The organism is Streptomyces sp. NPDC101219 (assembly GCF_044767675.1).
Taxonomy (GTDB): Bacteria; Actinomycetota; Actinomycetes; order Streptomycetales; family Streptomycetaceae; genus Streptomyces.
Genome location: NZ_JBIWOK010000004.1, coordinates 68,029 through 92,097 on the forward strand (window position 1 = coordinate 68,029; position 24,069 = coordinate 92,097).

The window sequence follows — 24,069 nt, forward strand, 5'->3', positions numbered from 1 at the left end:
TTTCGTGTGCGATGCTCAAGTCGTGATGAGCGAGCCTGTTACTCCACCAGAGCAGGGAGGCGTTCCGGGGCTGGCCGAAATGACCCGGGTCGTCGCCCGGCAGCGCGCCGAACTCGACCGGTTGCACGAACAGGCGGCGACCGCGGCCGTCGTCGAGCGTGCCAAGGGCGTGGTCATGGCGCTGACCGGCTGCTCCGCCGAGGCCGCGGGCGACACCCTGCTGCGGCGTTCGGTGACGGCCGGGCACAGTCTGCTGGAGGAGTGCCTGCTCACCCTCGGCGCGTCGGAACGGTCCGGTCCCCGGAGCCCGGAGGAGGTCCCGGCCACACCCGAGGAGCGACCGGCCGCCGGGACCCCCGGTGACGGCTCCGACGACGGCCTCGGACGCCTCGCCCTGGCGCTCGCGCACGCCCTCACCCCGCAGGACGTGGCGCAGTGCGTGCTCGACCACCTCTCCGCCGACCACGCCGCCGACTCCGTGGTGCTCTACGCCCGCCGGGCCGACGGCAGCCTGAACCTCATCGGCCACGCCGGCCTGGACTCCCGGGACGCGGCGCCCTGGCGGCAGCTCCCCCCGTTCAACGGGCTCGCCCCGCTGGACGCCCTGCGCGCCGGTGAACCGCGCTGGCTGGAGGACTTCCCCCAGGACAGCAAGCGGTACCTGCTCATCGGGGAACCCCCGGAACGCTGGCGCTCGCGGGCCTGGCTGCCGGTGCCCGGCGACGAGGGCGCGGACGCCTGTGTCGGCGTCCTGCGCTCAGGGGAGCAGCCGTTCTCCCCGGGTGACCGGGCCCACCTGCTGGAGGTCGCCCGGCTGTGCGCCGGCCCTCTGCGCACCTTCACCGCGGCGGCCCGGAGCCCGGGTTCGGCACCGGCCGACCCCGTCGGATCCCTGTTCGAGGCACTGCCCGTCGCGGCGATGCTGCTCACCCCGCTGCGCACCTCCTCCGGAGACACCGAGGACTTCCGGATCGAGGCCGCGACCGCGCAGGCGGGCGCCTTCCTCGGCGGCGACGGCGACCCGGTGGGGCAGCGGCTGCGCGCCTACCGGCCCGGGGTGGCGGACGAACCGCTGTGGCAGTGCTGCCTGGCCACCCTGGCCACCGGCGAGCGGCACGAGGGCGAGCCCTTCGCGCACGAGGAGACGGTGGACGGCGCCACCGAGCTGTCCACGTACACCGTGCGGGTCACGCCCCTGGAGGACGCCCTGGTCGTCATCTGGGTCCGGCACGCCCCGTCCGACCGGCAGGAGCAGCGGCTCGCCGACCTGCAGCGGCTGGGCAACCTCGGCTGGGCGAACTGGAACCTGCACACCCTGGAGGCGTCCTGGTCGTCCCAGGCGTACGCCGTCCTCGGCCGTGACCCCGCCCTCCAACCGGTCCCGCTCGCCGACCTGCCGCAGCTGGCCCTGCCCGAGGACCGGCCCGCCCTGAGCTGCGCCGTGCGGGACATGACCGGGGAGGGCCGCCCCTTCGACGTCCTGTTCCGGGTGCGCACCGCGCAGGGGGTACGGCATCTGAGGCTGGTCGCCGAGGCCCTCGCCGACGTCCATGGCAGACCGGTCGACGTGCACGGCTTCATACAGGACCTGACCGCGCGGCGCCGGGCCGAACTGGCCCTGGTGGAGAGCGAACGGGAGATCCTCACCCAGCACGACGTGCTGCGCACCGAGCGGGCCCTCGTCGCCCGGCTGCAGCACGCCCTGCTGCCGCTGCCCGGGCAGCCGGTGCACCCGGCGGGACTGCGCGTCGAGGTCGCCTACCTCCCCGCCCAGGCCAACATCCACGTCGGCGGCGACTGGTTCAGCGCCATAGAGCTGCCCGACGGCGACGCCCTGTTCGTGGTGGGGGACGTCGCCGGGCACGGCGTCGACGCGGTCGCCACCATGGCCCAGCTGCGGTTCACCGCGAAGGGCATGGTCATCACCGGTTCGTCGCTGACCGGCGCGCTCGGGCGGCTCAACACGCTGCTGCTGCACTCCCGGGACACCCGGGCCACCGCGACCATGGTCCTGGCCCGCTACCGGCCCTCGGAACGCCGGCTCGTGTGGGCCCAGGCCGGTCACACGCCGCCGCTGCTGCTGCGCGACGGCGGCGTCACCTATCTGCGCCGCCCGCCCGGCATGCTGCTCGGCGCGGCTCCCGCCCCGCACTTCGAGGAGGCCGAGTGCGTGCTGGAACCGGGCGACCGGCTCCTGATGTACACGGACGGCCTGGTGGAGCGTCCGCCGGAGAACATCGACGTGGGCCTGGAGCGGCTCGCCGAGGCCGTGGCCCGGCACCCGGACGAGGAGTCGGGCTCCCTGCACGGGCTGCTGGAGACGATGCTGGCGGAAGACGACCGCCGCGACGACGTGTGCGTCCTCGACATCCGCGTGCCCAAGCAGGAGGAGTAGCCGCCGGTCCCGCGCCGGCGCCGGGTCACCTGCTCCCCGCCGGCGTGCGGGACTCCAGTGCCTGGCGGGTGTCGTCGCCGTAGACACCGTTCTCGTCGCCGCGGATGCCGTACCAGAGCTGGAAGCGGGCGACCGCCGCGGTCAGGGCGGTGTCGTAGCGGCCGTCGGTCCGGCCGTCGCGGTAGACGTCCGGGATGCGCAGCAGGCGCTGCTGCAGTTCGCTCACCTCCGGGCCCGCGTCGCCCTCGCGCAGCACGCCCGGCCCGGCCGGTGCGTCCGGCGCGGGCGGGGGCGGGGTGCTCGTCGCCGGGTCCGGGGCGGGGGCCGCGCCGTGGGCGGGCGGCGTCCGCCGGTCCGGGCCCGCCCGCTCCCCGGCGGTCCCGCCCAGGAGCAGCGCGGCGGCCCCGAACCCCAGCAGGGCCGCGGCGGCGGTGGCGATCACCACGGCGGCGCGGCGCTGTCCCGGGCTGTGGGCGGGCGTCCACGAGCGGACCGGCCGGGCGTCGGGCACCGGGGGCAGTTCCCGCGTTTCCGCCTCCGCGCCGCCTGCCGCCGGCGCCGGACCGGACAGGGGCACGGGCTCGTAGCCGGCCGCGGTGTCCCGCTCGAACTCCCGGAAGAGTTCGGCGAGGGCGTCGGTACGGCGCGGGCGCAGGACCCGGATGGGTTCGAGGGGCGGCCCGTCGTCCGGTGGCCGGGGGCCGGGTGGTGTCGGCACGCTGCTCTCCTTCCGCCGGGGCGGGCACGGTCGCCCGTACGGGGAGGGATACGCGGCGCGGGACGCGGTGGTTCAGCGGTGGGCGTCCAGGAAGCGGTGCAGGGAGGACGTCAGGGCGGCCACGAAGGAGTCCCGGCCCGCGTCGTCGAGGGCGTCCAGGGACAGGTAGGGGTTGTGGTCCTCCAGCTCCACCAGCAGGAGTTCGCCGCCGGGGGCACGGCAGGCGTCGACGCGCTGGATGCCGTGGGCGAGGGTGTTCCACTCGATGAAGCTCCGGGCGAAGGCGAGGTCGGCCGGGTCCGGCCGGTAGGGCTCCAGCTCCCAGCGCCGGTCCGGGACGGGGGCGTGGAGGGCGTACTGGAAGGCGTCGTCGACGAAGTAGAAGGAGATCTCGTGGACGAAGTCGATGTGCGGCTGGACGAGCAGGCCGCCGTCGGCGAGGGCGGGCACCACCTCGTCCTCGGACACGATGCGCAGCCCCACGGAGTCGGCGCCCCGCGGTGGCTTGACCACGTACCGCTCCGCCCGGGGCAGCCGGGGCAGGTCCTCCCGGCGGTCGACGGTGGGGATCACCGGCCGGCCCGCGGCGAAGAGGTCGAGCAGATACTGCTTCCCGGCCATGTCGCCGCGGCCGGTGAGCGGGTTGTACACCGGGATGCCCGTCTCCTCGGCGCGGGCGCGGAAGGCGTCGTGGGCGTCCTGGTAGTGGAGCACGGGTCCGCTGTTGCGGGTGACGACGGCGTCGAAGCCGTCCATCAGCGCCGCGGCGTCGCGGGGGTGGCACAGGGCCAGGTCGAAGGTGTCGCGCAGCCGCGAGGTCAGGAAGATGTCCTCGTCGCAGTAGCGGCGTCCGCGCGCCGGATAGGCGAGGTCGGTGACGTAGAGAAGGCGGGCGCGGGCGGACGGCATGGAGGGCTCCTCGGGAACGGCGTGAACCGATCATAGGAAGGACCTCCCGCCCTCTCCGCTGCCACAGCACTCAGTACCGCGGAGTGCTGCACCGAGTGCCACGAGGGGGGTTCCGGGTGCTACGTTCACCTGCATGAGTTCCAGCGGGGCGGCTGCCGGCCGCGGTGACAGGACCGAGCAGCCGCCCATGCGGGACGCCCTGATCGCGGCGGCCTTCCGGCTGTTCCCGGAGCGGGGCTACGAACAGACCACGGTGGACGACATCGTGGCGCTGGCGGGCGTCGGACGGCGGTCGTTCTTCCGCTACTTCCCCACCAAGGAGGACGTGGTCTTCCCCGACCACGAGCGCTGTCTGGCCGACATGACGGCCTTCCTGGCCGCGAGCCCCGACGACGCCGAGCCGGTGGCCCGGGTCTGCGATGCGGCCCGGCTGGTGCTGCGCATGTACGCCGACAAGCCGTCCTTCTCCGTGCAGCGCTACCGGCTCACCAAGCAGGTGCCCGGCCTGCGCGCCTACGAGCTGTCGGTGGTGTGGCACTACGAGCGGGCGATGGCGCGGTTCCTGCGCGAGCGGTTCGCAGGGCATCCGGACGGCATCCTGCGGGCCGACGTGATCGCGGCGGCGGTGGTCGCCGCGCACAACAACGCCCTGCGCTCCTGGCTGCGTTCGGACGGGCGGGAGGACGCGGAGGCCGCTCTCGACCACGCGCTGGGGCAGGTGGTCGAGGCGTTCGGCGCCGCGCCGCAGCCGTCGCCACCGCAGCCGTCGCCACCGCCGTCGGGGTCGTCGCCGTCGGGGGCGTCGGGCGAGGACGTGGTGGTCGTGGTGTCCCGGCGCGACGCGCCGCTGTGGCGAGTGGTGCGGGAGCTGGAGTCGGTGCTGGGGAACGGCTGACGGATCGGCCGTGCAGGGCACCTCCCGGGTAACGAGGGAACGCAGTGCCTTTACGAGTGACACTGAGTGCCATACTCTGTCGCTGTGCTCGGCGGCACGGCGTACCGGGCACCCGTGTGCCCGGCGGACCGCGCACCGGTTTCCGGCCCAGTGCAGGGAGTTGACAGCGTGTACCACCACTCAGGGAGCGTCGTTCAGCAGGCGGCCGGTATCGCGACCGGTGTGCTCGAGGCCCATGGCGCGGACAGGGACGCCATGCTCTTCCAGCGCTGCACCTGGTGCGGCACCGCCATGTACCACCGGCTGCTGTGTCCGGTGTGCCAGGGCAGTGACCTGCGGACGGAGCGCAGCGAGGGAGTCGGCACCGTCCGTCATTCCACGGTGCTGCACCGCAACACGCCCGCGGCCCGCAACGTGTCGCTCATCGAGATGGCCGAGGGCTTCGTCGTACGGGGCCGGGTCATGGGCCCGCCCATCGGCATCCACAGCGGCGACCGGGTGCGGCTGTCCACGGCCAAGGACCCGGTGCGCGGCGAGCCCGTCTTCCAGCTGGTCGACGAGCCCTACCGCGCCTGGACCTGACGGGCCGGCACACCCTGCTTTCCCGGCCGGGCCGGGGACTTCCGGGCTCCGGCCGGGTCAGGGGGCCGGGGTCACCCGGATCCCGACCGTGCCGTCGAGGCCGCGGCGCAGACGGCTGCCGAGGAGGGTCAGACGGCCCATGAGGCCGTACTTGCGGGCGATCAGCTGCCGGTAGCGGGCGGTGGTGGCCGCGTCCACGACGGCGGCCACGGCCGGGAGCTGCTCGCCGGTGGGGTTGCCGCGCAGGTCGCACGGGCCGACCAGCACGTCGGCGCGGGCCCTGATCCGCTTCACCTTCCAGGAGTCCGCCGCGGTCCACACGCCGAGCCCGTCCCCGTCCCGTACCACCCACACCGGGGTGGCCACCGGCGAACCGTTCTTGCGGAAGCTGGTGATCAACAGGTACTTGCCCGATCCGAGCCGGTCCAGGGCCGCTTCGTCCATGGCGGGAAGTCTAGAGCCTCCCGTCCGGATCGCGCCGCGCGCGCGGGGCCCGGCCCGAGCAGGACGAGAGTCCCAGGGCCGGCGCGGCCCTCCCCGCCGGGCCCGCGACGGGCCGGCGGCCCGATGTGCCGGACAGCGCCCCCGGCCCGAGGTTCACCGGGGGCGGCGCGGTCCGCCAGGACCGCGCCCCCGCCCGGCCGCTCAGCCGGCGCCGCCCTGCCGTGCGGCGGCGCGCCCCATCCGGCGCACCGCCTCCGTGAGCACCTCGGCCGACGTCCCGAAGTTCAGCCGGGCGTGCCCCTCTCCTCCCGTGCCGAACGTCGGGCCGGGGTTGAGGGCGACCCTGCCGTGCTCCAGGAAGACGCTCGCCGGGTCGTCGCCGAGGCCGAGGGCACGGCAGTCGAGCCAGGCCAGGTAGGTGGCGGCGCCGGGACGGTAGCGGACCCCGGGCAGGTGCTCGGCGAGGAGCGACGCCAGCAGGGACCGTTGGGCGGCCAGGCCGTCGAGCAGCGCGTCCAGCCAGGCGGTGCCGTCCGTGAGGGCTGCGGTCTGGGCGATCACGCCGACGTGGTTCGGGCCGTCTGCGGCCTCCTCGGGCAGCCGCGCCAGGTCACCGGCGGCCGCCGGGCCGGCCACGGCCACGGCGGCCCGCAGACCGGCCAGGTTCCACGCCTTCGAGGCGGACATCACCGACAGGCCGCGTTCGGCGCCGGGCACGCTCAGGTACGGCACGAACGGTTCGTCGCCGACGACCAGCGGCGCGTGCGCCTCGTCGGCGACGACCCGCACCCCGTGCCGCTCGGCGAGCGCGGCGACGCAGGCAAGCTCCTCGCGGGTGTGCACGGTGCCGGTCGGGTTCTGCGGGCTGCACAGCAGGTGGGCGGCCTGCCGCCCGTCCTCCGTCACCCGCCGGTAGGTGTCCTCCAGGATTCCGGGATCCAGTCGTCCGTCCGCGCCGAGCGGGGCCTCGACGACCCGGCGGTCCAGGTGCCCGACGAAGCCGTAGAAGGGCGGGTAGACCGGCGGGTTGACCACCACCGCGTCCCCCGGCCTCGTGACCAGCTTGAGCATCTCGACGACGCCCGTCATGACGTCGGGCACGACGGCGGTGCGCTCGACGGCCACCCCGTCCCAGTTCCACCGTTTCGCGGCGAACGCGGCCAGTGCCTCCGCGTAGCGGGTGCCCGACGCGTATCCGGTGTCGCCGAGGGCGAGCGCGTCGGTCACGGCCCGCACCACCGGTTCGGCGAGCGGGACGTCCATCTCGGCCACCCACAGGGGCAGCACGTCGTCGGGATAGGTGCGCCACTTCGCGCTGGTGCGGCGGCGCAGCTGGTCGAGGGAGAGGACCTGCAGCGGATTCGGTTCACCGGACGGCTCGTGCGGGATCCTGGTCATGAGCACACGATAGGGGGCCGAGGAGTGGACGACGACGAGGCGAACACGGCAGGCGGCGCGGAGACCGGCCCCGCGCTGGAGGTGGCCTGCGACGAGTCCGGGTCGGACGGCGAGAACCTGACCGGCGGGAACACCGACGTGTTCGCCCACGCCGGGGTGCACGTCCCGGTGGCCGCGGCGGCCCTGGCCCTGGAGGAGGTCCGCGACCGCATCCGCTCCCCCGCCGAGGAGTACAAGGCCAACCACCTGCTGCGGGAGAAGCACCGGCGGGTCCTGGAGTGGCTGCTGGCCCCCGGGGGGCCGATCCACGGCCGGGCCGGGGTGCATCTGACGGAGAAGGCGTACTTCGTGGTGGACCGGGTCACCGTTCTGCTGCTGGGCGACCCGCGGGCGGCCGCCGCGCTGTTCCGCACCGGGCGCCGCGACCTCGGGGACGAGGGGTGGCACGCGTTCCTCGCGGCGGCCAACCGGCTGCTGCGCGCCCGCGACGACGGGGACCCGCGAGCGCCCGTCGCGCACTTCCTCACCACGCTCGACGCGCTGCGCGCGGCCCGCCCCGGCACGCCGGCGGCCGGCGTCCTGGACCGGCTGGCGGAGCAGCGGGACCGGGCCGAGGCGTACCGGGCGGGGCTGTCCGACGGTGCGAACGGGCGCATCCCGGTGCTGGAACCGCTGCTTCCGGCCATCGTCTCGACGGCCGCGCACTGGAGCGCGGGCGGGCGGGCGGTGCGGCTCGTGCACGACCGGCAGAACATCCTGACGCCGGAGCGCATCGCGTGGGTCGAGGAGTCGGCCCGGCGGGCGGGCATCCGTCTGCGCGGTCTGGAGCTGGTGGTCGCGCGCTCGGACGCCCGGGTCCAGCTGGCCGACTTCCTCGCCGGGACGGCCCGGCGGATCGCCTCCGACGAGCTGAACGGGCGCGGCGATCCGGCCCTCACCGCGCTGCTGCGCCCCTACGTCGTCGCGACGTCGGTGTGGGGCGACTCCGGGAGCTGGCGCGCCCTCGCCCCGGGCGCCGGTCCGGCGGTCCACGTGGCCGGTTGACGTCCCTCCGGGACGGACCTCCGGTCCGCGGGTGAACACCCGGGCGCCCGGCGCCGTATGGAGAGGGGGCACTCCACTCGGCGGAGGCCTCCGCGGTGCGCGCGCACCGCGTTGTTCTGGTTCGGGAGCCATGCATGAGGCACGCACGACGACGGGTCGTCCGGCGAGTGACACGGCTGGCGGCCGTCGGCGGACTCCTCCTGGGAGGCACGATGGTGACGCGCGCCGTCGCGAGTGAACCCCAGGTTCCGGACGCGGTCCCGTACGCCGCCGCCGAGCAGGAGGCGGGCCCCGGTGCGGAGTTGGTGTCGCGGCTCGGGGCGTCCCGCACGGGCGGCAGCTGGATCGCCGAGGACGGCGGCACGGTGGTCGCGGTGACCGACGAGAAGGCCGCGGACGAGGTGCGCCGGGCCGGTGCCGAGCCCCGGATGGTGCGGCACAGCCTGAAGGACCTCAAGGCGGCCACCGGCACCCTGCGGGCGGCCCCGCGGGTGCCGGGCACGGCGTGGGCGCTGGACTACCGGTCGAACGAGGTGGTGGTCCGGGGCGACCGCACGGTGTCCGCCGACGACTGGTCCGAGCTGACCGGTGTGGCCGAGGACATCGGCGGATTCGTCCGCATGGAGCGCACGGAGGGGACGTTCACGCTCCGCCTGAACGGGGCGGAGCCCATCCTGTCGACCGCGGGCCGCTGTTCGGCGGGGTTCAACGTGACCGACGGCAGCCGGGAGTTCATCCTCACGGCCGGGCACTGCGGGCCGGACGGCTCGGTGTGGTTCGCCGACGGCGGGGGGCGGGAGCAGGTGGGCACGACGGTCGGCGGCAGCTTCCCCGGCGACGACTACTCGCTGATCGAGTACGACAGCGGCAAGGCGGGCCCGGGCGCCGGGGTGGTGGCGGTCGGGGACGGCAAGGGCATCCGGATCACCGGGGTGGGCGAGGCCACCGTCGGCCAGCGGGTGTTCCGCAGCGGCTCCACGACCGGACTGCGCGACGGGGAGGTCACCGCGCTCGGTGCGACGGTCAACTACCCGGAGGGCACGGTCAGCGGCCTGATCGAGACCAACGTGTGCGCCGAGCCGGGCGACAGCGGCGGCCCGATGTTCTCGGAGGGCGTCGCGCTGGGTGTCACCTCGGGCGGCAGCGGCGACTGCCGGGCCGGCGGCACGACGTACTTCCAGCCCCTGACGAAGGCGCTGACGCAGTTGAGGGTGAAGCTCATCGTGTCGGGGCAGGACGGTGACGGCACCGCGACGGCCGCACCGGCCCCGTCGGCGGGCGAGGCCGCCGACGCGGCGGGCGGCACGTCACCGGGGACGGGCACGGGCATCCCGGACGCGTCGACGCTGCTGTCGCGGCTCACCGACCCGCGGAATGCCGGGCCGGGCATGCTGATCATGGGGGGCAGTCTGGTGGCGCTGGTGGCGACCCGCTGGATCCGGGCCGAGAAGGACCGCAAGGCCTACCGGCGGCACTACTCGGCCACCTGGGGCTGACCGGCCCCGAAGACGCCGGAAGGGCACCCGCGCAGGGCGGGTGCCCGGTGGATGACGTGCGCTGCCGAGGTCCGCGGGGGTCAGGCCGCTTCGGCCGAGTGCGGGAGGGCCGCGGCCCATTCCAGGACCAGGCGCTGGTACTGCTCGCGCTGCTCGACGCTCAGTGTCCCGCCCGACCGGAGCCACAGGGCCCGGATCTCCTCGTTGACCTCGGCAGCCGATCGCTCGGAGGCTTCAACACTGGTGGACATGCTGTGAAGCATACGGCGACCGACGTGAAGGCGCTGTGAGTAATCGCACGCGCATCGGACATTTCAGACGTGTCGCTGATCACGTCCATCTGCCGCCGAACGTGGGCGAGTTCACACCCCGCACGGGCCGGGTGCCCGGCCGTGTCAGGTGCCCGGCTTGCGGCCGTACACGTAGACGTCGTCGTTCTTCTTCAGCAGCGACCAGTACTTCTTGGCGTCCTTCTTCGTCATGTTGACGCAGCCGTGCGAACCGGGCGGGTTCCACATGCTGACGCCCGCCGAGTGGAAGGCCTGCCCGCCGTCGAAGAACTGGCTGTAGGGCATCGGCACGTCGTAGATCGTCGAGACGTGGTCGATGTTGCGCCAGTAGATCTTCTTCAGGCCGGTGCGGGTCTCGTGCCCGTCGCGTCCGGTGCGCACCGGCACGGGACCGTACCTGAGCTTCTTGCCGTCCTGGATCCAGCTGATCTGCAGCGTGAGGTTCACGCAGGCGATCCGGCCCTTGTTCACCGGGCACTTGCCCGCCTTGTTGGGGTTCTTGCCGACGGCCTTCTGCTTCTGCATCAGGTTCATCACGCCCCAGGTGACCGGGCCCGCGTAGCCGATGTTCGGCGAGATGCCGTGCTTGGTCTGGAAGGCGCGGATCGCCTTGCAGTCCGCGGCGGACTGCTTTCCGTCGGCCGGGCGGCCGAGGAACTTCTCCACCTTCTTCTGATACGGCCCCGCCTTGGTGGTGCAGCTCGCGGCGTGCGCCGGGGCGGTGCCGACGGTGAGTGCGAGCGGGGTCACCAGCGCGGTGATCCCGAGGGCGACGGCGCCCCGTCTGCGAATGTCCCCCATGGTCCGTCATGCCTTTCCGGGAAGCGGTCGTGGTCCGTGCTGTACGTCACCTAGACATCCGCCCGGCGGGTTCGGTTGTGGCCGCGGGCCGGTCGCGACCGAACGGTGACAATCGCGCGGCCCGGCGGCGTGAAACGGGCCACCCGCCGCGCGGTGGACCGGGACCCCGCCGCGGGCCGGAGCCTAGGCTCCGGTCATGGACCGTGCACTCGCCGGTGATCTCGCCCGGCTCCCCCAGCTCCTGCAGAGCGCCCGCGACTTCGCCGCCCGGGAGGTGGGCGGACTGTCGGAGCGGCCCGTGGCCCGTCTCGACGCGGCGCCGGCCCCGCGGGAGCTGCCCCCGCACGGGATCGGTGCCGACGGCGCGCTGGCCCGGTTCGCCGAACGGTGGGCGCCCGGCTTCTCCGGCTCGGCGGGCCCCCGCTACCTCGGCTTCGTGACCGGCGGGGCGACGCCCGCAGCGCTCACCGGCGACTGGCTGACCGGCGCCTACGACCAGAACGCCAACGCCGCCGTGGGTTCCTGGGCGGCGGCCCTGGAGCGGGAGACGGTGGGCTGGCTGCGGGAGCTGTTCGGGCTGGGCGAGGAGCACCACGGGGCGTTCGTCTCCGGCGCGACCATGTCCAACACGGTGGGACTGGCCGTCGCCCGTGAATGGCTGGGCGAGCGGCTCGGGGTGGACGTGGCGAACGACGGGGTGGCCGCGCTCGGGCAGGTCGAGGTGCTGTCGGGCAGCCCGCACTCCACGATCGGCAAGGCGCTGTCCGTCCTCGGTGTGGGCCGGGGCGCGCTGCGGCAGGTGCCGGTCCTGCCGGGCAACCGCGAGGCGGTGGACGTGGCCGCGCTGGACACCGCGCTCGCCGAGCGGGCCGGGCGGCCGGTGGTCGTGGTGGCGAACGCGGGGACGGTGAACACCGTGGACTTCGACGACCTGCGGGCCGTGGCCGCGCTGCGCCGGAAGCACGACTTCTGGCTGCACGTGGACGCCGCCTTCGGCGGTTTCGCCGCCCTCTCCCCCGCCCACGCGTCCCTGGTCGACGGACTGGACGCGGCGGACTCGGTCTGCGTGGACCTGCACAAGTGGCTGAACGTGCCCTACGACTCCGCCGTGCAGTTCACCCGGCGCCGGGACCTGCAGACGGCCGTGTTCCACAACGCCGCCGCCTACCTGGGCCCGCCCGGCGGTGAACCGGACTTCCTGCACCTCACCCCGGAGACCTCGCGCCGCCTGCGGGCGCTGCCGGCGTGGTTCTCGCTCATGGCCTACGGCCGGGCCGGGCACCGCGAGATCGTCGAACGCAACGTGGCGTCGGCGCGCCTGCTCGGTGAGCACGTCGAGCGCATCCCGGGGCTCCGGCTGCTGGCCCCGGTCCGGCTCAACGTGGTGTGCTTCACGCTCTTCGACGACCCGAGCCCGGAACGGGTCGCCGCGCTGGACCGCACGGTGGCGGCCGGCGGCGAGGCGTTCCTGACGCCGACGGTGTACGGCGGGGTGCCGGCGCTGCGGGCCGCGTTCAGCAACTGGCGGACGCAGCCGGCGGACGTGGAGCGGGTGGCCGGCGCCCTGTCTGCGGCCCTCGCCGGCTGACCGCCGGGCCGGGTCGCGGTCGGGCCGGGTCGCGGTCGGGTCAGTCCTCCTGCGGGCCGGACAGGGCGTGCAGGAAGCCGGAGTTGACCGCGGTGACACCGCCGTCGACGACCAGGGTGTGGCCGGTGATCCAGGCGGCGTCGCGGGAGGCGAGGAAGGCCACGGCGGCGGCGATGTCCTCGGGCTCGCCCACCCGGCGCAGGGGGTAGACGCGGCGCACGGCCTCCAGGTCGTCGTCCCGGCCCTCCCAGGCCCGGGTGCGGACGGTGCCCGGCGCCACCAGGTTGACCCGCACCCCGCGGGGTCCGGCGTGGCCGGCGAGGGTGCGGGTGAGGGACATCAGCCCGGCCTTGGCGGCGCTGTAGGCGTGGTTGCCGAAGTGCTGGAGGCCGTTGACCGAGCCGATGCTGACCACGGCGCCCCGGCCGGAGGCGGCGAGGTGGGGCAGGGCGGCGCGGCAGCAGCGGTAGGCGCCGACGAGGGTGACGTCGAGGTCGGCGGCCCAGTCCTCGTCCTCGCCGTCCTCGAAGCGGGGCCCGTCCGGGGTGCAGTGGGCGGCGTTGTTGACCAGGACGTCGAGCGAGCCGAAGGCGTCGACGGCGCGTGCGACGGCGGCCTCGACCGAGGCCCGGTCGGCCACGTCGCATCCCACGCCCTCGGCCGTGGCCCCCTGGTCCCGCAGAGCGGCGGCATGCCGTTCGGCCTCGGCCGCGTCCCGGTCGGCCACCAGGACCCGGGCCCCTTCCCGCGCGAGCCGCTGGGCGGTGGCGGCGCCGATGCCGCGTGCCCCGCCGGTGACCAGAGCCCCGTACCCGTCGAAACGCCCGCTGTCCGTCGTCATGGGGTGACGGTACTGGCCGGACGATCACCGCGGCAGGGGGCGGCGGCGATCAGCGGTATCCGGTCACGTCGGCGGGCAGGTCCCGGTCCTGGACCTCGACCAGGTAGCGCCAGGCGTCGGGCCGGCTGCCGTCGAGGTCGGTGAAGCCGTACGCGCGGGCGAGGCCGCCGCTGGAGAGGGACGTGCCGTTGAACCGGGCCACGTCCGGGTCGGCGGCGAGCGCGGCGACGGCGCGGCCGACGTAGCGGGGCGTCTCGGAGATGGCGAAGTGCGGGACGCGGTCGAGGGCGTCGCGCCAGTTGTCCTCGCGGACTCCGAAGTGCTCGAGCATGATCTCGGAGCGCAGCCAGCCGGGGGTGAGGGCGACGGCGGTGGCGCCGCGCGGGCCCAGCTCGTGGCCGAGGGCGAAGGCCATGCGCAGTACGGAGGACTTGGCGAGGTCGTAGAAGAAGGACACGCGGTAGGTGTCGCGGTTGTAGTCGGCGGTGCCGTCGGTGACCTCGACGACGAGCCCGCCGGGGTGGCGCAGCAGCAGGGGCAGAGCGTGGTGGCTGGTGACGGCGTGGGTGTCGACGGCGAGCCGGAGCAGCCGCAGCCCCTTGTCGAGGTCGTGCTCCCAGACCGGCACGTCCCATCCGAACAGGTTCTCTCCGCCCCAGATGTCGTTGACGAGGACGTCGAGCCGGCCCTGTTCGTCGTCGATGCGGTCGACCAGCGCGCGCACCTGGGCGGGGTCGAGGTGGTCGGTGGGCACCGCGATGCCGGTGCCGCCGGCCTCGGTGACCAGGTCGGCGGTGTCCTCGATGGTCTCGGGACGGTCGTACTCGGAGCGGCGGGCGCGGGTGGTGCGGCCGGTCACGTAGACGGTCGCGCCGGCGGCGCCCAGTTCCACGGCGATGCCGCGTCCGGCGCCCCGGGTCGCCCCGGCCACCAGTGCGACCCTGCCCTTGAGCTGCTCCGACATGTCCGGCCTCCTGTCACCGCGCTGTGCTGTCCCGTCACAGGGTGGCGGGTAAGCCGGACATCTTCTGTCGCCTTTTACGGGGGAGTCGCCCGGCCGGACGCACCGGTCGGCCGGGCGGCGGCCGCCCGCGGCTCAGTGGCCGCGGGCGATCCACTCCTCCAGGTGCGGGGCCTCCGCGCCGATGGTGGTGCTGTCGCCGTGGCCGGTGCGGACCTCGGTCTCGGGCGGGAGGGTGAGCAGCCGGTCCCGGATCGAGTCGATGATCGTCGGGAAGTGGGAGTACGAGCGGCCGGTGGCGCCGGGCCCGCCCTGGAACAGGGTGTCCCCGGTGAAGACGGTGCCCAGGCCCTGGTCGTAGAGGCAGACCGCGCCCGGCGCGTGCCCGGGGGTGTGCAGCACCGTGAGGTCGCAGCCCGCCGCCTCGATCACCTGGCCGTCGACCAGCCAGTGGTCGGGGTCGCGGTCCGGGTGCGTCTGCTTCCACAGCGGCAGGTCGTCGCGGTGCAGCCAGATGGCGGCGCCGGTGCGCTCGGCGAGCGCGGGCGCGGCGTTGACGTGGTCGTTGTGGGCGTGAGTGCACACGATCGCGGTGAGCCGGCGGTCGCCGACGGCCTCGGCGATGGCGTCGGCGTCGTGGGCGGCGTCGATGACGATCACCTCGTGGTCGTCGCCGACGATCCACACGTTGTTGTCCACGTCCCAGGTGCCGCCGTCGAGGCTGAACCGGCCGGAGGTGACGAGTCGTTCGATGCGGGCGGTCATCACAGCACCACCACCGAACGCAGCACGTCGCCGCGGTGCATCCGCTCGAACGCCTTTTCCACGTCGTCCAGTCCGATCGTCTCGGTCACGAATGCCTCCAGATCCAGCCGCCCCTGCAGATGCAGGTCGACGAGCATCGGGAAGTCCCGGGACGGCAGGCAGTCGCCGTACCACGAGGACTTCAGTGCGCCGCCGCGGCCGAACACGTCCAGCAGCGGCAGTTCCAGCTTCATGTCGGGGGTGGGCACGCCCACCAGCACCACCGTGCCGGCCAGGTCACGGGCGTAGAACGCCTGCCGGTAGGTCTCGGGGCGGCCGACGGCCTCGATGACGACGTCGGCCCCGAAGCCGCCGGTGAGCTCCCGGATCGCCTCCACGGGGTCGGTCTGCCGGGAGTTGACGGTGTGCGTGGCGCCCATGGAGCGGGCGGTCTCCAGCTTCCGGTCGTCGATGTCGACGGCGATGATCTTCGCGGCGCCCGCCAGCCGGGAACCCGCGATCGCCGCGTCGCCGACGCCGCCGCAGCCGATGACGGCGACGGAGTCGCCGCGGCCGACCTCGCCGGTGTTGATGGCGGCACCGATGCCGGCCATCACCCCGCAGCCCAGCAGCCCGGCGACGGCGGGGGAGACGGCCGGGTCGACCTTGGTGCACTGCCCGGCGGCGACCAGCGTCTTCTCGGCGAAGGCGCCGATGCCCAGGGCCGGGGAGAGTTCGGTGCCGTCGGTCAGGGTCATCTTCTGCCGCGCGTTGTGCGTGTCGAAGCAGTACCAGGGGCGTCCGCGCAGACAGGCCCGGCACGCGCCGCACACCGCACGCCAGTTGAGGACGACGAAGTCACCGGGGGCGACGTCGGTGACGCCGTCGCCCACCGACTCCACCACGCCGGCCGCCTCGTGGCCGAGCAGGAACGGGAAGTCGTCATTGATGCCGCCCTGCTTGTAGTGCAGGTCGGTGTGGCACACACCGCAGGCCTGGATCTTGACGACCGCCTCGCCCGGCCCCGGGTCGGGTACGACGATCGTCTCGACGCGTACCGGCTCGTCCTTGCCCGGTGCGATCACGCCGCGCACTTCCTGCGCCATGCTGACTCCTTCGTCCGCTGCGGTCACGTGCTCCTCCGACCCTACGACGAAACCGCCGGTGACAGGCCGTGCCGGGCAGGTGGCGGCCCCGGCCGCCGGGAAATCCGCGGGCCCCGGGACCGGGCGCCGACGTAGCCTGTGGGCCGAGCCGACGCGCCGAAGGGACACCGTGAGCCTGACCGAGACGGAGAGCGGCCCGCCTGCCCGGCGGCTGCTGCTGGAATACGTGCGACCGCACCGGTGGGCCCTGCTGGGCGGTGCCGTGCTGTCGCTGATGACCGGGGCGACGGGCCTGATGCTGCCGCTGGTGGCCCGTGACCTGATCGGTGATCTGGCGGACGACCGGGCCATCACCGGGGCGGTGCTGCTGATGTCGGCGCTCGTCGTCGCCAACGCGGTGCTGGGCGCAGTGGGTTCGTACGTGCTGCGGCGCACCGCGGAGTCGGTGGTCCTCGGGGCGCGGCGTTCGCTGTCGTCGTACCTGCTGCGGCTGCGCGTCCCGGCCGTCGACCGCAGCGAGCCCGGCGACCTGATGGCGCGGATCACCTCCGACACCACGCTGCTGCGCGAGGTCACCACCGATTCTCTGGTCGGTGTCGGCACCGGTGGGCTCACCCTGGTCGCGACCGTGGTGCTGATGGGCTTCGTGGACCCGGTCCTGCTGGCGGTGACCCTGGCGGTGATCGCGGGCGCCGGCACGGTCCTCGGGGTGATCGTGCCGCGCATCAGCCGGGCCAGCCGGCAGGCGCAGGACGCGGTCGGGGTGATGGGCGCGTCGCTGGAGCGGGTGCTGGGCGCGCTGCGCACGGTGAAGGCGTCGGGTGCGGAGCCGCGGGAGGAGCGGGCGCTGCACGAGGCCGCGCAGGAGTCGTGGCGGCAGAGCGTGCGGGCGGCCAAGTGGTCGGCGGCGGCGGGCAACACGGCGGGACTGTCGATGCAGGTCGCCTTCATCACGGTGCTCGCGGTGGGCGGTGCGCGGGTCGCGACGGGCGCCATCGACATCGGCACCCTGGTGGCGTTCCTGCTGTTCGTGTTCTACCTGATGGCGCCCATCTCCCAGCTCGTCGGCGCCGTCACCCAGTACCAGACGGGCAGTGCGGCCCTGTCCCGTATCCAGGAGGCGCTGCGGCTGCCCGCCGAACCGGCGGCCCGCCCGGCCCCGTTGCCCGAGCCGGGCACCGCGCCCGCCGCGCTCGCCTTCTCCGACGTCCGCTTCCGCTACGCCGACGACCTGCCGTTCGTCCACCACGGGGTGACGTTCACGGTGCCCGCACAGGGCATGACGGCGTTCGTCGGACCGTCCGGCGCGGGCAAGACGACCGTGTTCTCGCTGATCGAGCGGTTCTACGAGCCGCACTCCGGCACGATCACGCTGGACGGGCGGGACCTGGCCGACTGGGAGCTGCCCCGGTTGCGGGCGTCCATCGGTTACGTGGAGCAGGACGCGCCGGTGCTGTCGGGCTCGCTGCGGGACAACCTGCTGCTGGGCAACCCGGAGGCGGACGACGCCACGCTCGCGCGGGTGCTGAAGACGACCCGGCTGGACGGTCTGGTGGACCGGCTGCCCGACGGTCTGGACACGTTGGTCGGGCATCGCGGCACCAAGCTGTCCGGCGGTGAGCGGCAGCGGGTCGCCATCGCCCGCGCCCTGCTGCGCCGCCCGCGGCTGCTGCTGCTCGACGAGGCGACCTCGCAGCTCGACGCGGTGAACGAGGCGGCGCTGCGCGACACCGTCGCCGACGTGGCGCGGTCGACGACGGTGCTGGTGGTGGCGCACCGCCTGTCGACGGTGACGGCGGCCGACCGGATCGTGGTGATGGACGCCGGCCGGGTCCGCGCCGTCGGCACGCACCGCGAGCTGGTGACCGGGGATCCGCTGTACGCGGAGCTCGCGGCGACGCAGTTCCTGGCAACGGCCGACTGACGGAGGGGCGGCCCCCGGTGCGGACGGACGCGGGGGCCGCCCCTTCAGGGACGGCCTCTCGCGCGGCGGGGACGCGGCGCGTCAGGTCTGGACGGCGGGGATCGCGCCGAAGACCGGGGCGGCCAGGCCGGTGAGCTGGTTCAGCTGGTTCAGGTCGTTGAGCCGGTTGAGGCCGGTCAGCTGCGAGGAGGGCAGCAGCATGTCGTCCTTGTGCTCGACGGGGATGTCGCTGACCACCAGCGAGTCGAGGGTGCTGACCGGGTTGAGCGGGCCGGCCGCCGGGAGGCCGGCGGCGCTCGCCATCGGCGCGGCGAGGCCGGTGACCGAGGCGGCGAGCCCGACGGCGGCGACGAGACGTCGTGTGGAGATCATGCTCTCAGCAACGCCCGCGGACCCGTCCGGGTCACGGGGCGGGCACCCCGGCTCACCCGTCGGGCGGAGCGCGCGGAGCGCGCTTGCCGTGGCCGCCGATGCGGAGGAGTCTCGTAGGAGAGGCGTCTCGTGGCCCGCACCGGGCCGGGCCGCGGCTCCTCAAGGAGGTCATCATGACTACCTCGGCAGGACCCACCTTCGACAACGACACCCTGCGCCGGGGCATCGAGGCGGACAACGCGGAAGTTCTGCTGTCGCTCTACGCGGACGACGCCGAACTGCGCATCGTCGACCACACCGCACAGCCCAGCCACCCGAAGGTGCTGCGCGGCCGGGACGAGATCGCGGCGATGCTCGACGACGTCTACAGCCGGGACATGACGCACAAGCTGGAGCAGTGCGTGGTCCAGGGCGATCACGCCGCCTACAGCGAGAGCTGCCGCTACGCGGACGGGGTGCGGGTGCTCTCGGAGTCGATGCTGTCGCTGCGGGACGGCAGGATCACCGAGCAGACACTGATCCAGGCCTGGGACGAGTAGGGCGTGCGGTCCCGCGGCGGGCGGCGGCGCCGGGAGGTGCGGGCCGCGTCCCGCCGTGGGCCGGGTGATCAGGCCGCCGGGGCCGCCCAGCCCGCGGGGCGCAGGACGGCCAGGAGCTGACGGACGAGTTCGTCCACCACCTCCTCGCGGGTGGCGTCGACCCAGCCCGCACTCCAGTCGTGGAGCAGGCCGTTGACGCTGCCGATGAACGCCGTGGCGGGCAGGCGGTAGTCGCGCGGGGCGGCCTCCCCGCGGGCCGCGGCGGCGTCGGCCTCGGCGCGGATGAGGTCGATCCAGCGGGCGCGGCGGGCGAGGCGCTGGCGTTCCAGGCGCGGGCTGACGCCGACGATCTCGACGAAGGTGATGCGGATCCGGCGGGGGTCACCGGTGACGTGGGCGGCGTAGGCGTGGAAGATCGCGGTGGCGCGCTCCGGGAGCGGCAGCCCGGTGGCGGCGGCCGCGGCGGCCAGCACCGCTTCCTCGGTCCGGTCGTTGACCGCCAGGTGGAGCGCGGCCAGCACGTCCTCCAGGGTGCGGAACTCCTCGTAGAACTGCCGGGTGGACAGGCCCGCGGCCTCGCTGAGGGCGGCGACCGTGGTGGCGCGGTAGCCGGGGCCGGCACCGAACAGCTGGAGCGCGGCGTCGAGGAACCTGCGGCGGCGTTCCGCCCTGCGTTCCTCGGCGGACTTGCCGGCGTAGCGCCCGCTCCGCGTCCTGGTTCCGTCCGGCACCGGCCCTCCCCTCCTCCTGCGATCTCCAAGTTTGTCGTGTACGCGGTCTTGTGGAGAAGGCCCCCCGTCCCTACTTTTCAGTAAGTTGATTCTGAAAGCATCGCTGTTCAGATCTCCAGCCTTCTTGTTGGCATGCTCGCGTCACCTTCCTGAGCGCCGTCCGCCCGCCCCCGTCCCCTTCCCGGAGGGATCCGTCATGCCGGTCCGCAGAACCAGGCACCTGTGCTCCGTCGCCGCCGCCCTCGCCCTGACCCTCACCGCCGTCCTGCCCGCGACCACCGCCACCGCAGCCGAGGGCGGCCCCGGCGGCTCGTCGGCAGCGCGGGAGGTGCTGTTCGTCGGCAACAACTGGGACGGCACCGCCGATGTCATCGCCTCCGGCGGCGACTTCGCGAAGATCGGGCGGATCGACGTCGTCCCCGACCGCAAGGAGCGCATGGCGCAGATCAACGCCGACCCGATCCGCTGGATCTACTTCATGGCCATCCGCAACGGCGTCGGCGAGGGACACGACCAGCTGGTCGACGACATGTACTCCACCCCGGACGGCCGCTCGGTGGTGGTCTCCCGGCCCAGCTTCGCCGACGTCGTCTCCCTGGACCTCGCCACCGGCCGGATCAACTGGCGCTTCCCGGTGTCGGGTTACCGCTCCGACCACATGGCCGTCTCCCCCGACGGCACCCGGGTCGCGGTCTCCGCCTCCACGTCCAACACGGTGCACGTGCTGGACATCACCACCGGCCGGCAGGTCGGTTCCTTCCGGACGGGCGACAAGCCGCACGAGAACATCTTCAGCTCCGACGGCCGGTACATCTGGAACATGTCCATCGGCGAGGTGAACACCGCGCTCGACGCCCCCTGGCTGGACTGGACGAAGGGCGACCGCCGGATCACCGTCGCCGACGCCACCACCTTCGAGCAGGTGAGGGTGGTCGACATGCGGGACCGGCTCGACGCCGCCGGGCTGAAGGAGCACTCCGACGCCGTCCGCCCGGCCGTCTTCTCCCCCGACGAGTCCACGCTGTACTTCCAGGTGTCGTTCTTCCACGGCTTCTTCGAGTACGACGTCGCCACCGACCGCGTCACCCGCACCAAGACCCTGCCGAAGAACCCGGCCACCAGCACCGACCGCACCACCTGGGTCAACGACTCCCGTCACCACGGCATCACCATGAAGCCCGACGGCAGCAAGCTGTGCGTGGCGGGCACCATGGACGACTACGCCACGGTCGTCGACCGCGCCACCCTGCAAGAGGGCCCCCTCGTCCCTGTGTCCAAGCCGTACTGGGCGACCGTCAGCGGCGACGGGCAGTCCTGCGTGGTGTCCGAGAGCGGTGCCGACCGGGTCACGGCCGTCGACTTCGCCACCGGTGAGAAGACCGTCTCGGTGCCCGTCGGCGACCACCCGCAGCGGGTCCGTCTCGGCACGGTCCCGGCCGGCTGGACCGGTCCGTCGGGCGGCTGAGAAAAAAGGTGTGTGAGTGGGCCGGGGAGGGGTAGTCGCCCCGGTATCACCTCCGAGCGTCGGAAGGAGGTCCGTGAGAGCGCAACTACTCGCAGCGCCCGGGCCGCTTCCACCGACACGAAGCGGCCCGGCCCGTCGGCCGGGCCCTCAGCGCCGGGGTGGCAGCCGGTGGAGTTCCACCGACTCCAACGCACCTGCGGTGACCGTGGCGGTCATGTAGGTGCAGTGCGGCTGTCGGCGACGGTCCGTCGGTGAGCCCGGATTGAGCAGACGCAGTCCCGTGGCGGCCGTGGTGTCCCACGGGATGTGGCTGTGCCCGAACACCAGCACGTCGAGGTCGGGGAACCGGGCGGCGCAGCGGCTCTCCCGCCCCTGGGCGGGTCCGGTCTCGTGGACGACTCCGAGGCGCAGGCCCTCCAGATCGGCGTACGCCACCTCCGGCAGCCGTGTCCGCAGACCGGGGCCGTCGTTGTTGCCGTAGACGGCGAGGAGCCGGCGGCTGCGGTCTTCCAGCACGTCGAGCGTGGCCTCGTCGACCCAGTCCCCGGCGTGCACGACGAGGTCGGCACGCGGCAGTTCACCGAGCAGTCGGGCAGGCAGCGCCTTCGCACGTCTGGGCACATGGGTGTCGGACATCAGCAGCAGTCGCACGGGAGGCAACCTATCCGCACCACACGTCGCGACGGGTCACCGCACGCCGTGGCGCGGCCCCAAGTCGCCTGCCGTGCAGGCCGGTCGGCGGGGACGCGCCGGTGTCGATCGCGGGGCCCGGCGGGCGGCGGTGGGAGGATGGGAGGGCGGTGTCCACACGGCTGCGGCCGGGCAGCGCACCCCACGTCCGCCCGTTCGACGGCACCTCACCCGAAGGGCCCCACATCGCGATGCCGGTCAAGGTCAGCGTCATCGTTCCCGTGTACAACCCGGGAAACTACATCGAGGACTGCATCTCCTCGCTCCAGCGGCAGTCACTGCCGCACGACGAGTACGAGGCGATCTTCGTCGACGACGGATCCACGGACGGGACACCGGACCGCCTCGACCGGCTGGCCGCCGAGGACCCGCGGATGCGGGTGATCCACCAGGAGAACTCCGGCTGGTCGGGCAAGCCGCGCAACGTCGGCATCGCCGCCGCGCGCGGCGAGTTCGTGATGTTCGTCGACAACGACGACTACCTGGGCGACGAGGCCCTGGAGCGGATGTATGCGTACGGCGTCGCCCACGGCGCGGACGTCGTCGTCGGCAAGATGGCCGGCAAGAACCGCGGGGTGCCGGTGGAGCTGTTCCGCCGCAACCACCCCCGGGCCACCGTCGAGAACGCCCCGCTGATCGACAGCCTCACGCCGCACAAGATGTTCCGCCGGGAGTTCCTCGACCGGACCGGTCTGCGCTTCCCGGAGGGGCGGCGGCGGCTGGAGGACCACGTCTTCGTCACCGAGGCGTACCTCCGCGCGGACAACGTGTCGGTGCTCAGTGACTACGTGTGCTACTACCACATCCGCCGGGACGACGCCTCCAACGCCGGTTTCCAGCGCTTCGACCCGGTGGGCTACTTCAAGAACCTCCGTGAGGCGCTGGACGTCGTGGAGCGGTACACCGAGCCGGGGCCCCTCCGGGACCGGCTGTTCCGCCGCTGGCTGCGGGTGGAGATGGTGGAGCGGCTGCGCGCCCGGCGCGTGCTGGCACTGCCCGACGACTACCGCCGGGAGCTGTTCGCGGAGATCCACAAGGTGGTCGTCGAGCGGTTCGGCCCCGGGGTCTCGGCCGGACTGCAGCCGACGCAGCAGGTCGTGGCCGCGTTCACCGCGGCCGACCGGTACGACGACATGGTGGCCTTCGCCGAGTGGGAGGCCGGGGTGGCCCCGGTCGCGACGCCCACCGCGGTCGAGTGGCGGGACGGCGCGCTGCACGTCGGCTTCACCGCCGAGTACACCTCGGGCGGGCGGCCCATGACGTTCCCGGCCGACGCCGCCCGCACACCGCTCACCGACACGCCGAAGAACGTGGAGGAGGCGACGGCCTGGGTGACGGCGGAAACCGCGGCCCGCGCCGGGCAGGCCACCGCGGACCTGCTGCTGCGGGAGCGGTCCACCTCGGCCCAGTACTTCCAGCCCGTCGAGTTCACCCGGGAGACGGTCCCCGCCGACGACGGCGAGCGGGTCCGGCTGGTGCTCCGGGCGAGCGCGGCCGTCGACCCCGGCGCCCTGCCCCGCGACGGCCTCTGGGACGCCGTGGCCCGGGTCAGACTGGGCGGCTGGACCAAGGAGTGCCGCCTGGGCCCCGCCCCCCGCGCCACCCGCCCGGAGCCCGACGCGGGCGTCACCGACGGCGGCCGCGCGGTGCTGCCGTACTGGACGGAGCCGCAGGGCCACCTCGCGCTGAACGCGGGCGTGAAGGGCCGCCGCCTCGGCCTGGACCGCGTGCGGCGGCCGGACGTGTCCTTCTCCGGAGCCCGGCTGCGGGCCCGGCTGCCGCTGCACGCCCGGCACGGCACGCCGGTCCGGCTCCGGTTCACCGCGTCGGGGCGGACGCTGCACGCGGCGGGGACGCTGAACGCCGCCCCCGGCGACACGGGTTCCTGGCTGGAGTCGACCCTGCCGGCCGGGCTGCCGCGCGGCACGTGGCGGGTCGCCCTGTCCCCGGCCCCTGACTCCGGCGCACCACGCTTCACACCTCTGCCGTTCGCCCTGCGCGCCCGCGGCGGCAGGACGCTGGTGGTGCCGGTTCCGCGCCCCGGCGCGGCACGGAGACTTGCGGGACGGGCCCGGCGGGTGCTCGGCTCCGTCCGCGGGCGAGTGGCACCGATGATCAAGGGAAGGCGGTGACGGA

Annotated in this window: 23 protein-coding genes; 10 read left to right on the forward strand and 13 right to left on the reverse strand. The window is 73.9% G+C overall.

Features of this window, described 5'->3' with window-relative positions:
• Positions 1–79: 79 nt before the first annotated feature.
• Positions 80–2,395: a SpoIIE family protein phosphatase gene (locus ACIRPP_RS09005; protein ID WP_403639293.1), complete on the forward strand. Its 2,316-nt coding sequence runs from the start codon at positions 80–82 to the stop codon at positions 2,393–2,395.
• 25 nt (positions 2,396–2,420) lie between these two features.
• Here ACIRPP_RS09005 and ACIRPP_RS09010 read toward each other — a convergent pair whose 3' ends face one another.
• A complete protein-coding gene (locus ACIRPP_RS09010) occupies positions 2,421–3,113 on the reverse strand; it encodes a peptidoglycan-binding protein (RefSeq protein WP_403639295.1) in 693 nt (230 codons plus the stop codon).
• Between the two features lie 72 nt (positions 3,114–3,185).
• A complete protein-coding gene (locus tag ACIRPP_RS09015) occupies positions 3,186–4,022 on the reverse strand; it encodes a hypothetical protein (protein ID WP_403639297.1) in 837 nt (278 codons plus the stop codon).
• Positions 4,023–4,155: 133 nt separating this feature from the next.
• On the opposite strand from ACIRPP_RS09015, the gene ACIRPP_RS09020 reads away from it, so the two are divergent.
• Together ACIRPP_RS09020 and ACIRPP_RS09025 are read left to right on the forward strand one after the other, a co-directional pair.
• Positions 4,156–4,917, forward strand: a complete 762-nt coding sequence (locus ACIRPP_RS09020; RefSeq protein ID WP_403639299.1) for a TetR family transcriptional regulator — start codon at positions 4,156–4,158, stop codon at positions 4,915–4,917.
• Between the two features lie 168 nt (positions 4,918–5,085).
• Positions 5,086–5,499 carry a Zn-ribbon domain-containing OB-fold protein gene (locus ACIRPP_RS09025; RefSeq protein ID WP_164338978.1) on the forward strand — a complete coding sequence of 138 codons (414 nt, stop codon included), beginning with the start codon at positions 5,086–5,088 and terminating at the stop codon, positions 5,497–5,499.
• A gap of 57 nt (positions 5,500–5,556) precedes the next feature.
• On the opposite strand, the gene ACIRPP_RS09030 is transcribed toward ACIRPP_RS09025, so the two are convergent.
• Both ACIRPP_RS09030 and ACIRPP_RS09035 read right to left on the reverse strand, forming a co-directional pair.
• On the reverse strand, positions 5,557–5,943 hold the full coding sequence (locus ACIRPP_RS09030) for a PPOX class F420-dependent oxidoreductase (RefSeq protein WP_164351362.1): 387 nt from the start codon (positions 5,941–5,943) through the stop codon (positions 5,557–5,559).
• A gap of 201 nt (positions 5,944–6,144) precedes the next feature.
• Complete coding sequence (locus ACIRPP_RS09035; RefSeq protein WP_403639301.1) at positions 6,145–7,341, reverse strand: MalY/PatB family protein; 1,197 nt, start codon at positions 7,339–7,341, stop codon at positions 6,145–6,147.
• Between the two features lie 24 nt (positions 7,342–7,365).
• Between ACIRPP_RS09035 and ACIRPP_RS09040 the strand changes: the two genes are divergently transcribed.
• Positions 7,366–8,385 carry a hypothetical protein gene (locus ACIRPP_RS09040; RefSeq protein WP_403639303.1) on the forward strand — a complete coding sequence of 340 codons (1,020 nt, stop codon included), beginning with the start codon at positions 7,366–7,368 and terminating at the stop codon, positions 8,383–8,385.
• A 134-nt stretch (positions 8,386–8,519) separates the two neighbouring features.
• The gene (locus ACIRPP_RS09045) at positions 8,520–9,881 is read left to right on the forward strand and encodes a S1 family peptidase (RefSeq protein ID WP_403639305.1); all 1,362 of its coding nucleotides are present in this window, start codon (positions 8,520–8,522) and stop codon (positions 9,879–9,881) included.
• A gap of 80 nt (positions 9,882–9,961) precedes the next feature.
• On the opposite strand, the gene ACIRPP_RS09050 is transcribed toward ACIRPP_RS09045, so the two are convergent.
• Positions 9,962–10,144, reverse strand: coding sequence for a hypothetical protein (locus tag ACIRPP_RS09050; protein ID WP_164441861.1), 183 nt, complete (start codon positions 10,142–10,144; stop codon positions 9,962–9,964).
• Between the two features lie 132 nt (positions 10,145–10,276).
• The gene (locus ACIRPP_RS09055; protein WP_403639307.1) at positions 10,277–10,972 is read right to left on the reverse strand and encodes a L,D-transpeptidase family protein; all 696 of its coding nucleotides are present in this window, start codon (positions 10,970–10,972) and stop codon (positions 10,277–10,279) included.
• 196 nt (positions 10,973–11,168) lie between these two features.
• On the opposite strand from ACIRPP_RS09055, the gene ACIRPP_RS09060 reads away from it, so the two are divergent.
• Positions 11,169–12,560, forward strand: a complete 1,392-nt coding sequence (locus tag ACIRPP_RS09060; RefSeq protein WP_403639309.1) for a pyridoxal phosphate-dependent decarboxylase family protein — start codon at positions 11,169–11,171, stop codon at positions 12,558–12,560.
• 40 nt (positions 12,561–12,600) lie between these two features.
• On the opposite strand, the gene ACIRPP_RS09065 is transcribed toward ACIRPP_RS09060, so the two are convergent.
• From ACIRPP_RS09065 to ACIRPP_RS09080, 4 genes are all read right to left on the reverse strand, one after another.
• Positions 12,601–13,401, reverse strand: a complete 801-nt coding sequence (locus ACIRPP_RS09065; protein ID WP_403639311.1) for an SDR family NAD(P)-dependent oxidoreductase — start codon at positions 13,399–13,401, stop codon at positions 12,601–12,603.
• A gap of 49 nt (positions 13,402–13,450) precedes the next feature.
• Entirely contained in the window at positions 13,451–14,365 is a 915-nt protein-coding gene (locus ACIRPP_RS09070; protein WP_403639313.1) for an SDR family oxidoreductase, read from the reverse strand.
• A gap of 132 nt (positions 14,366–14,497) precedes the next feature.
• Positions 14,498–15,127 carry an MBL fold metallo-hydrolase gene (locus ACIRPP_RS09075; RefSeq protein WP_403639315.1) on the reverse strand — a complete coding sequence of 210 codons (630 nt, stop codon included), beginning with the start codon at positions 15,125–15,127 and terminating at the stop codon, positions 14,498–14,500.
• Complete coding sequence (locus ACIRPP_RS09080; RefSeq protein WP_403639317.1) at positions 15,127–16,212, reverse strand: S-(hydroxymethyl)mycothiol dehydrogenase; 1,086 nt, start codon at positions 16,210–16,212, stop codon at positions 15,127–15,129. The genes ACIRPP_RS09075 and ACIRPP_RS09080 overlap by 1 nt, the downstream gene beginning before the upstream one ends.
• A 169-nt stretch (positions 16,213–16,381) precedes the next feature.
• Between ACIRPP_RS09080 and ACIRPP_RS09085 the strand changes: the two genes are divergently transcribed.
• Positions 16,382–18,136, forward strand: coding sequence for an ABC transporter ATP-binding protein (locus ACIRPP_RS09085; RefSeq protein WP_403639319.1), 1,755 nt, complete (start codon positions 16,382–16,384; stop codon positions 18,134–18,136).
• A gap of 81 nt (positions 18,137–18,217) precedes the next feature.
• Here the strand turns inward: ACIRPP_RS09085 and ACIRPP_RS09090 are convergent, their stop codons facing one another.
• The gene (locus ACIRPP_RS09090) at positions 18,218–18,508 is read right to left on the reverse strand and encodes a hypothetical protein (protein WP_403639321.1); all 291 of its coding nucleotides are present in this window, start codon (positions 18,506–18,508) and stop codon (positions 18,218–18,220) included.
• Positions 18,509–18,681: 173 nt separating this feature from the next.
• Here ACIRPP_RS09090 and ACIRPP_RS09095 point away from each other — a divergent pair, with 173 nt between their 5' ends.
• Positions 18,682–19,047 carry a nuclear transport factor 2 family protein gene (locus ACIRPP_RS09095; protein WP_403639323.1) on the forward strand — a complete coding sequence of 122 codons (366 nt, stop codon included), beginning with the start codon at positions 18,682–18,684 and terminating at the stop codon, positions 19,045–19,047.
• Positions 19,048–19,115: 68 nt separating this feature from the next.
• Here the strand turns inward: ACIRPP_RS09095 and ACIRPP_RS09100 are convergent, their stop codons facing one another.
• The gene (locus ACIRPP_RS09100) at positions 19,116–19,778 is read right to left on the reverse strand and encodes a TetR/AcrR family transcriptional regulator (RefSeq protein WP_403639325.1); all 663 of its coding nucleotides are present in this window, start codon (positions 19,776–19,778) and stop codon (positions 19,116–19,118) included.
• A 196-nt stretch (positions 19,779–19,974) separates the two neighbouring features.
• On the opposite strand from ACIRPP_RS09100, the gene ACIRPP_RS09105 reads away from it, so the two are divergent.
• Positions 19,975–21,243, forward strand: a complete 1,269-nt coding sequence (locus ACIRPP_RS09105; protein ID WP_403639327.1) for a YncE family protein — start codon at positions 19,975–19,977, stop codon at positions 21,241–21,243.
• A 147-nt stretch (positions 21,244–21,390) separates the two neighbouring features.
• On the opposite strand, the gene ACIRPP_RS09110 is transcribed toward ACIRPP_RS09105, so the two are convergent.
• Positions 21,391–21,894, reverse strand: coding sequence for a metallophosphoesterase family protein (locus tag ACIRPP_RS09110; RefSeq protein WP_403639329.1), 504 nt, complete (start codon positions 21,892–21,894; stop codon positions 21,391–21,393).
• A gap of 230 nt (positions 21,895–22,124) precedes the next feature.
• Here ACIRPP_RS09110 and ACIRPP_RS09115 point away from each other — a divergent pair, with 230 nt between their 5' ends.
• Positions 22,125–24,065 (forward strand): glycosyltransferase family 2 protein, encoded by a 1,941-nt coding sequence (locus ACIRPP_RS09115; protein ID WP_403640071.1) that lies wholly within the window; start codon positions 22,125–22,127, stop codon positions 24,063–24,065.
• Positions 24,066–24,069: the final 4 nt, after the last annotated feature.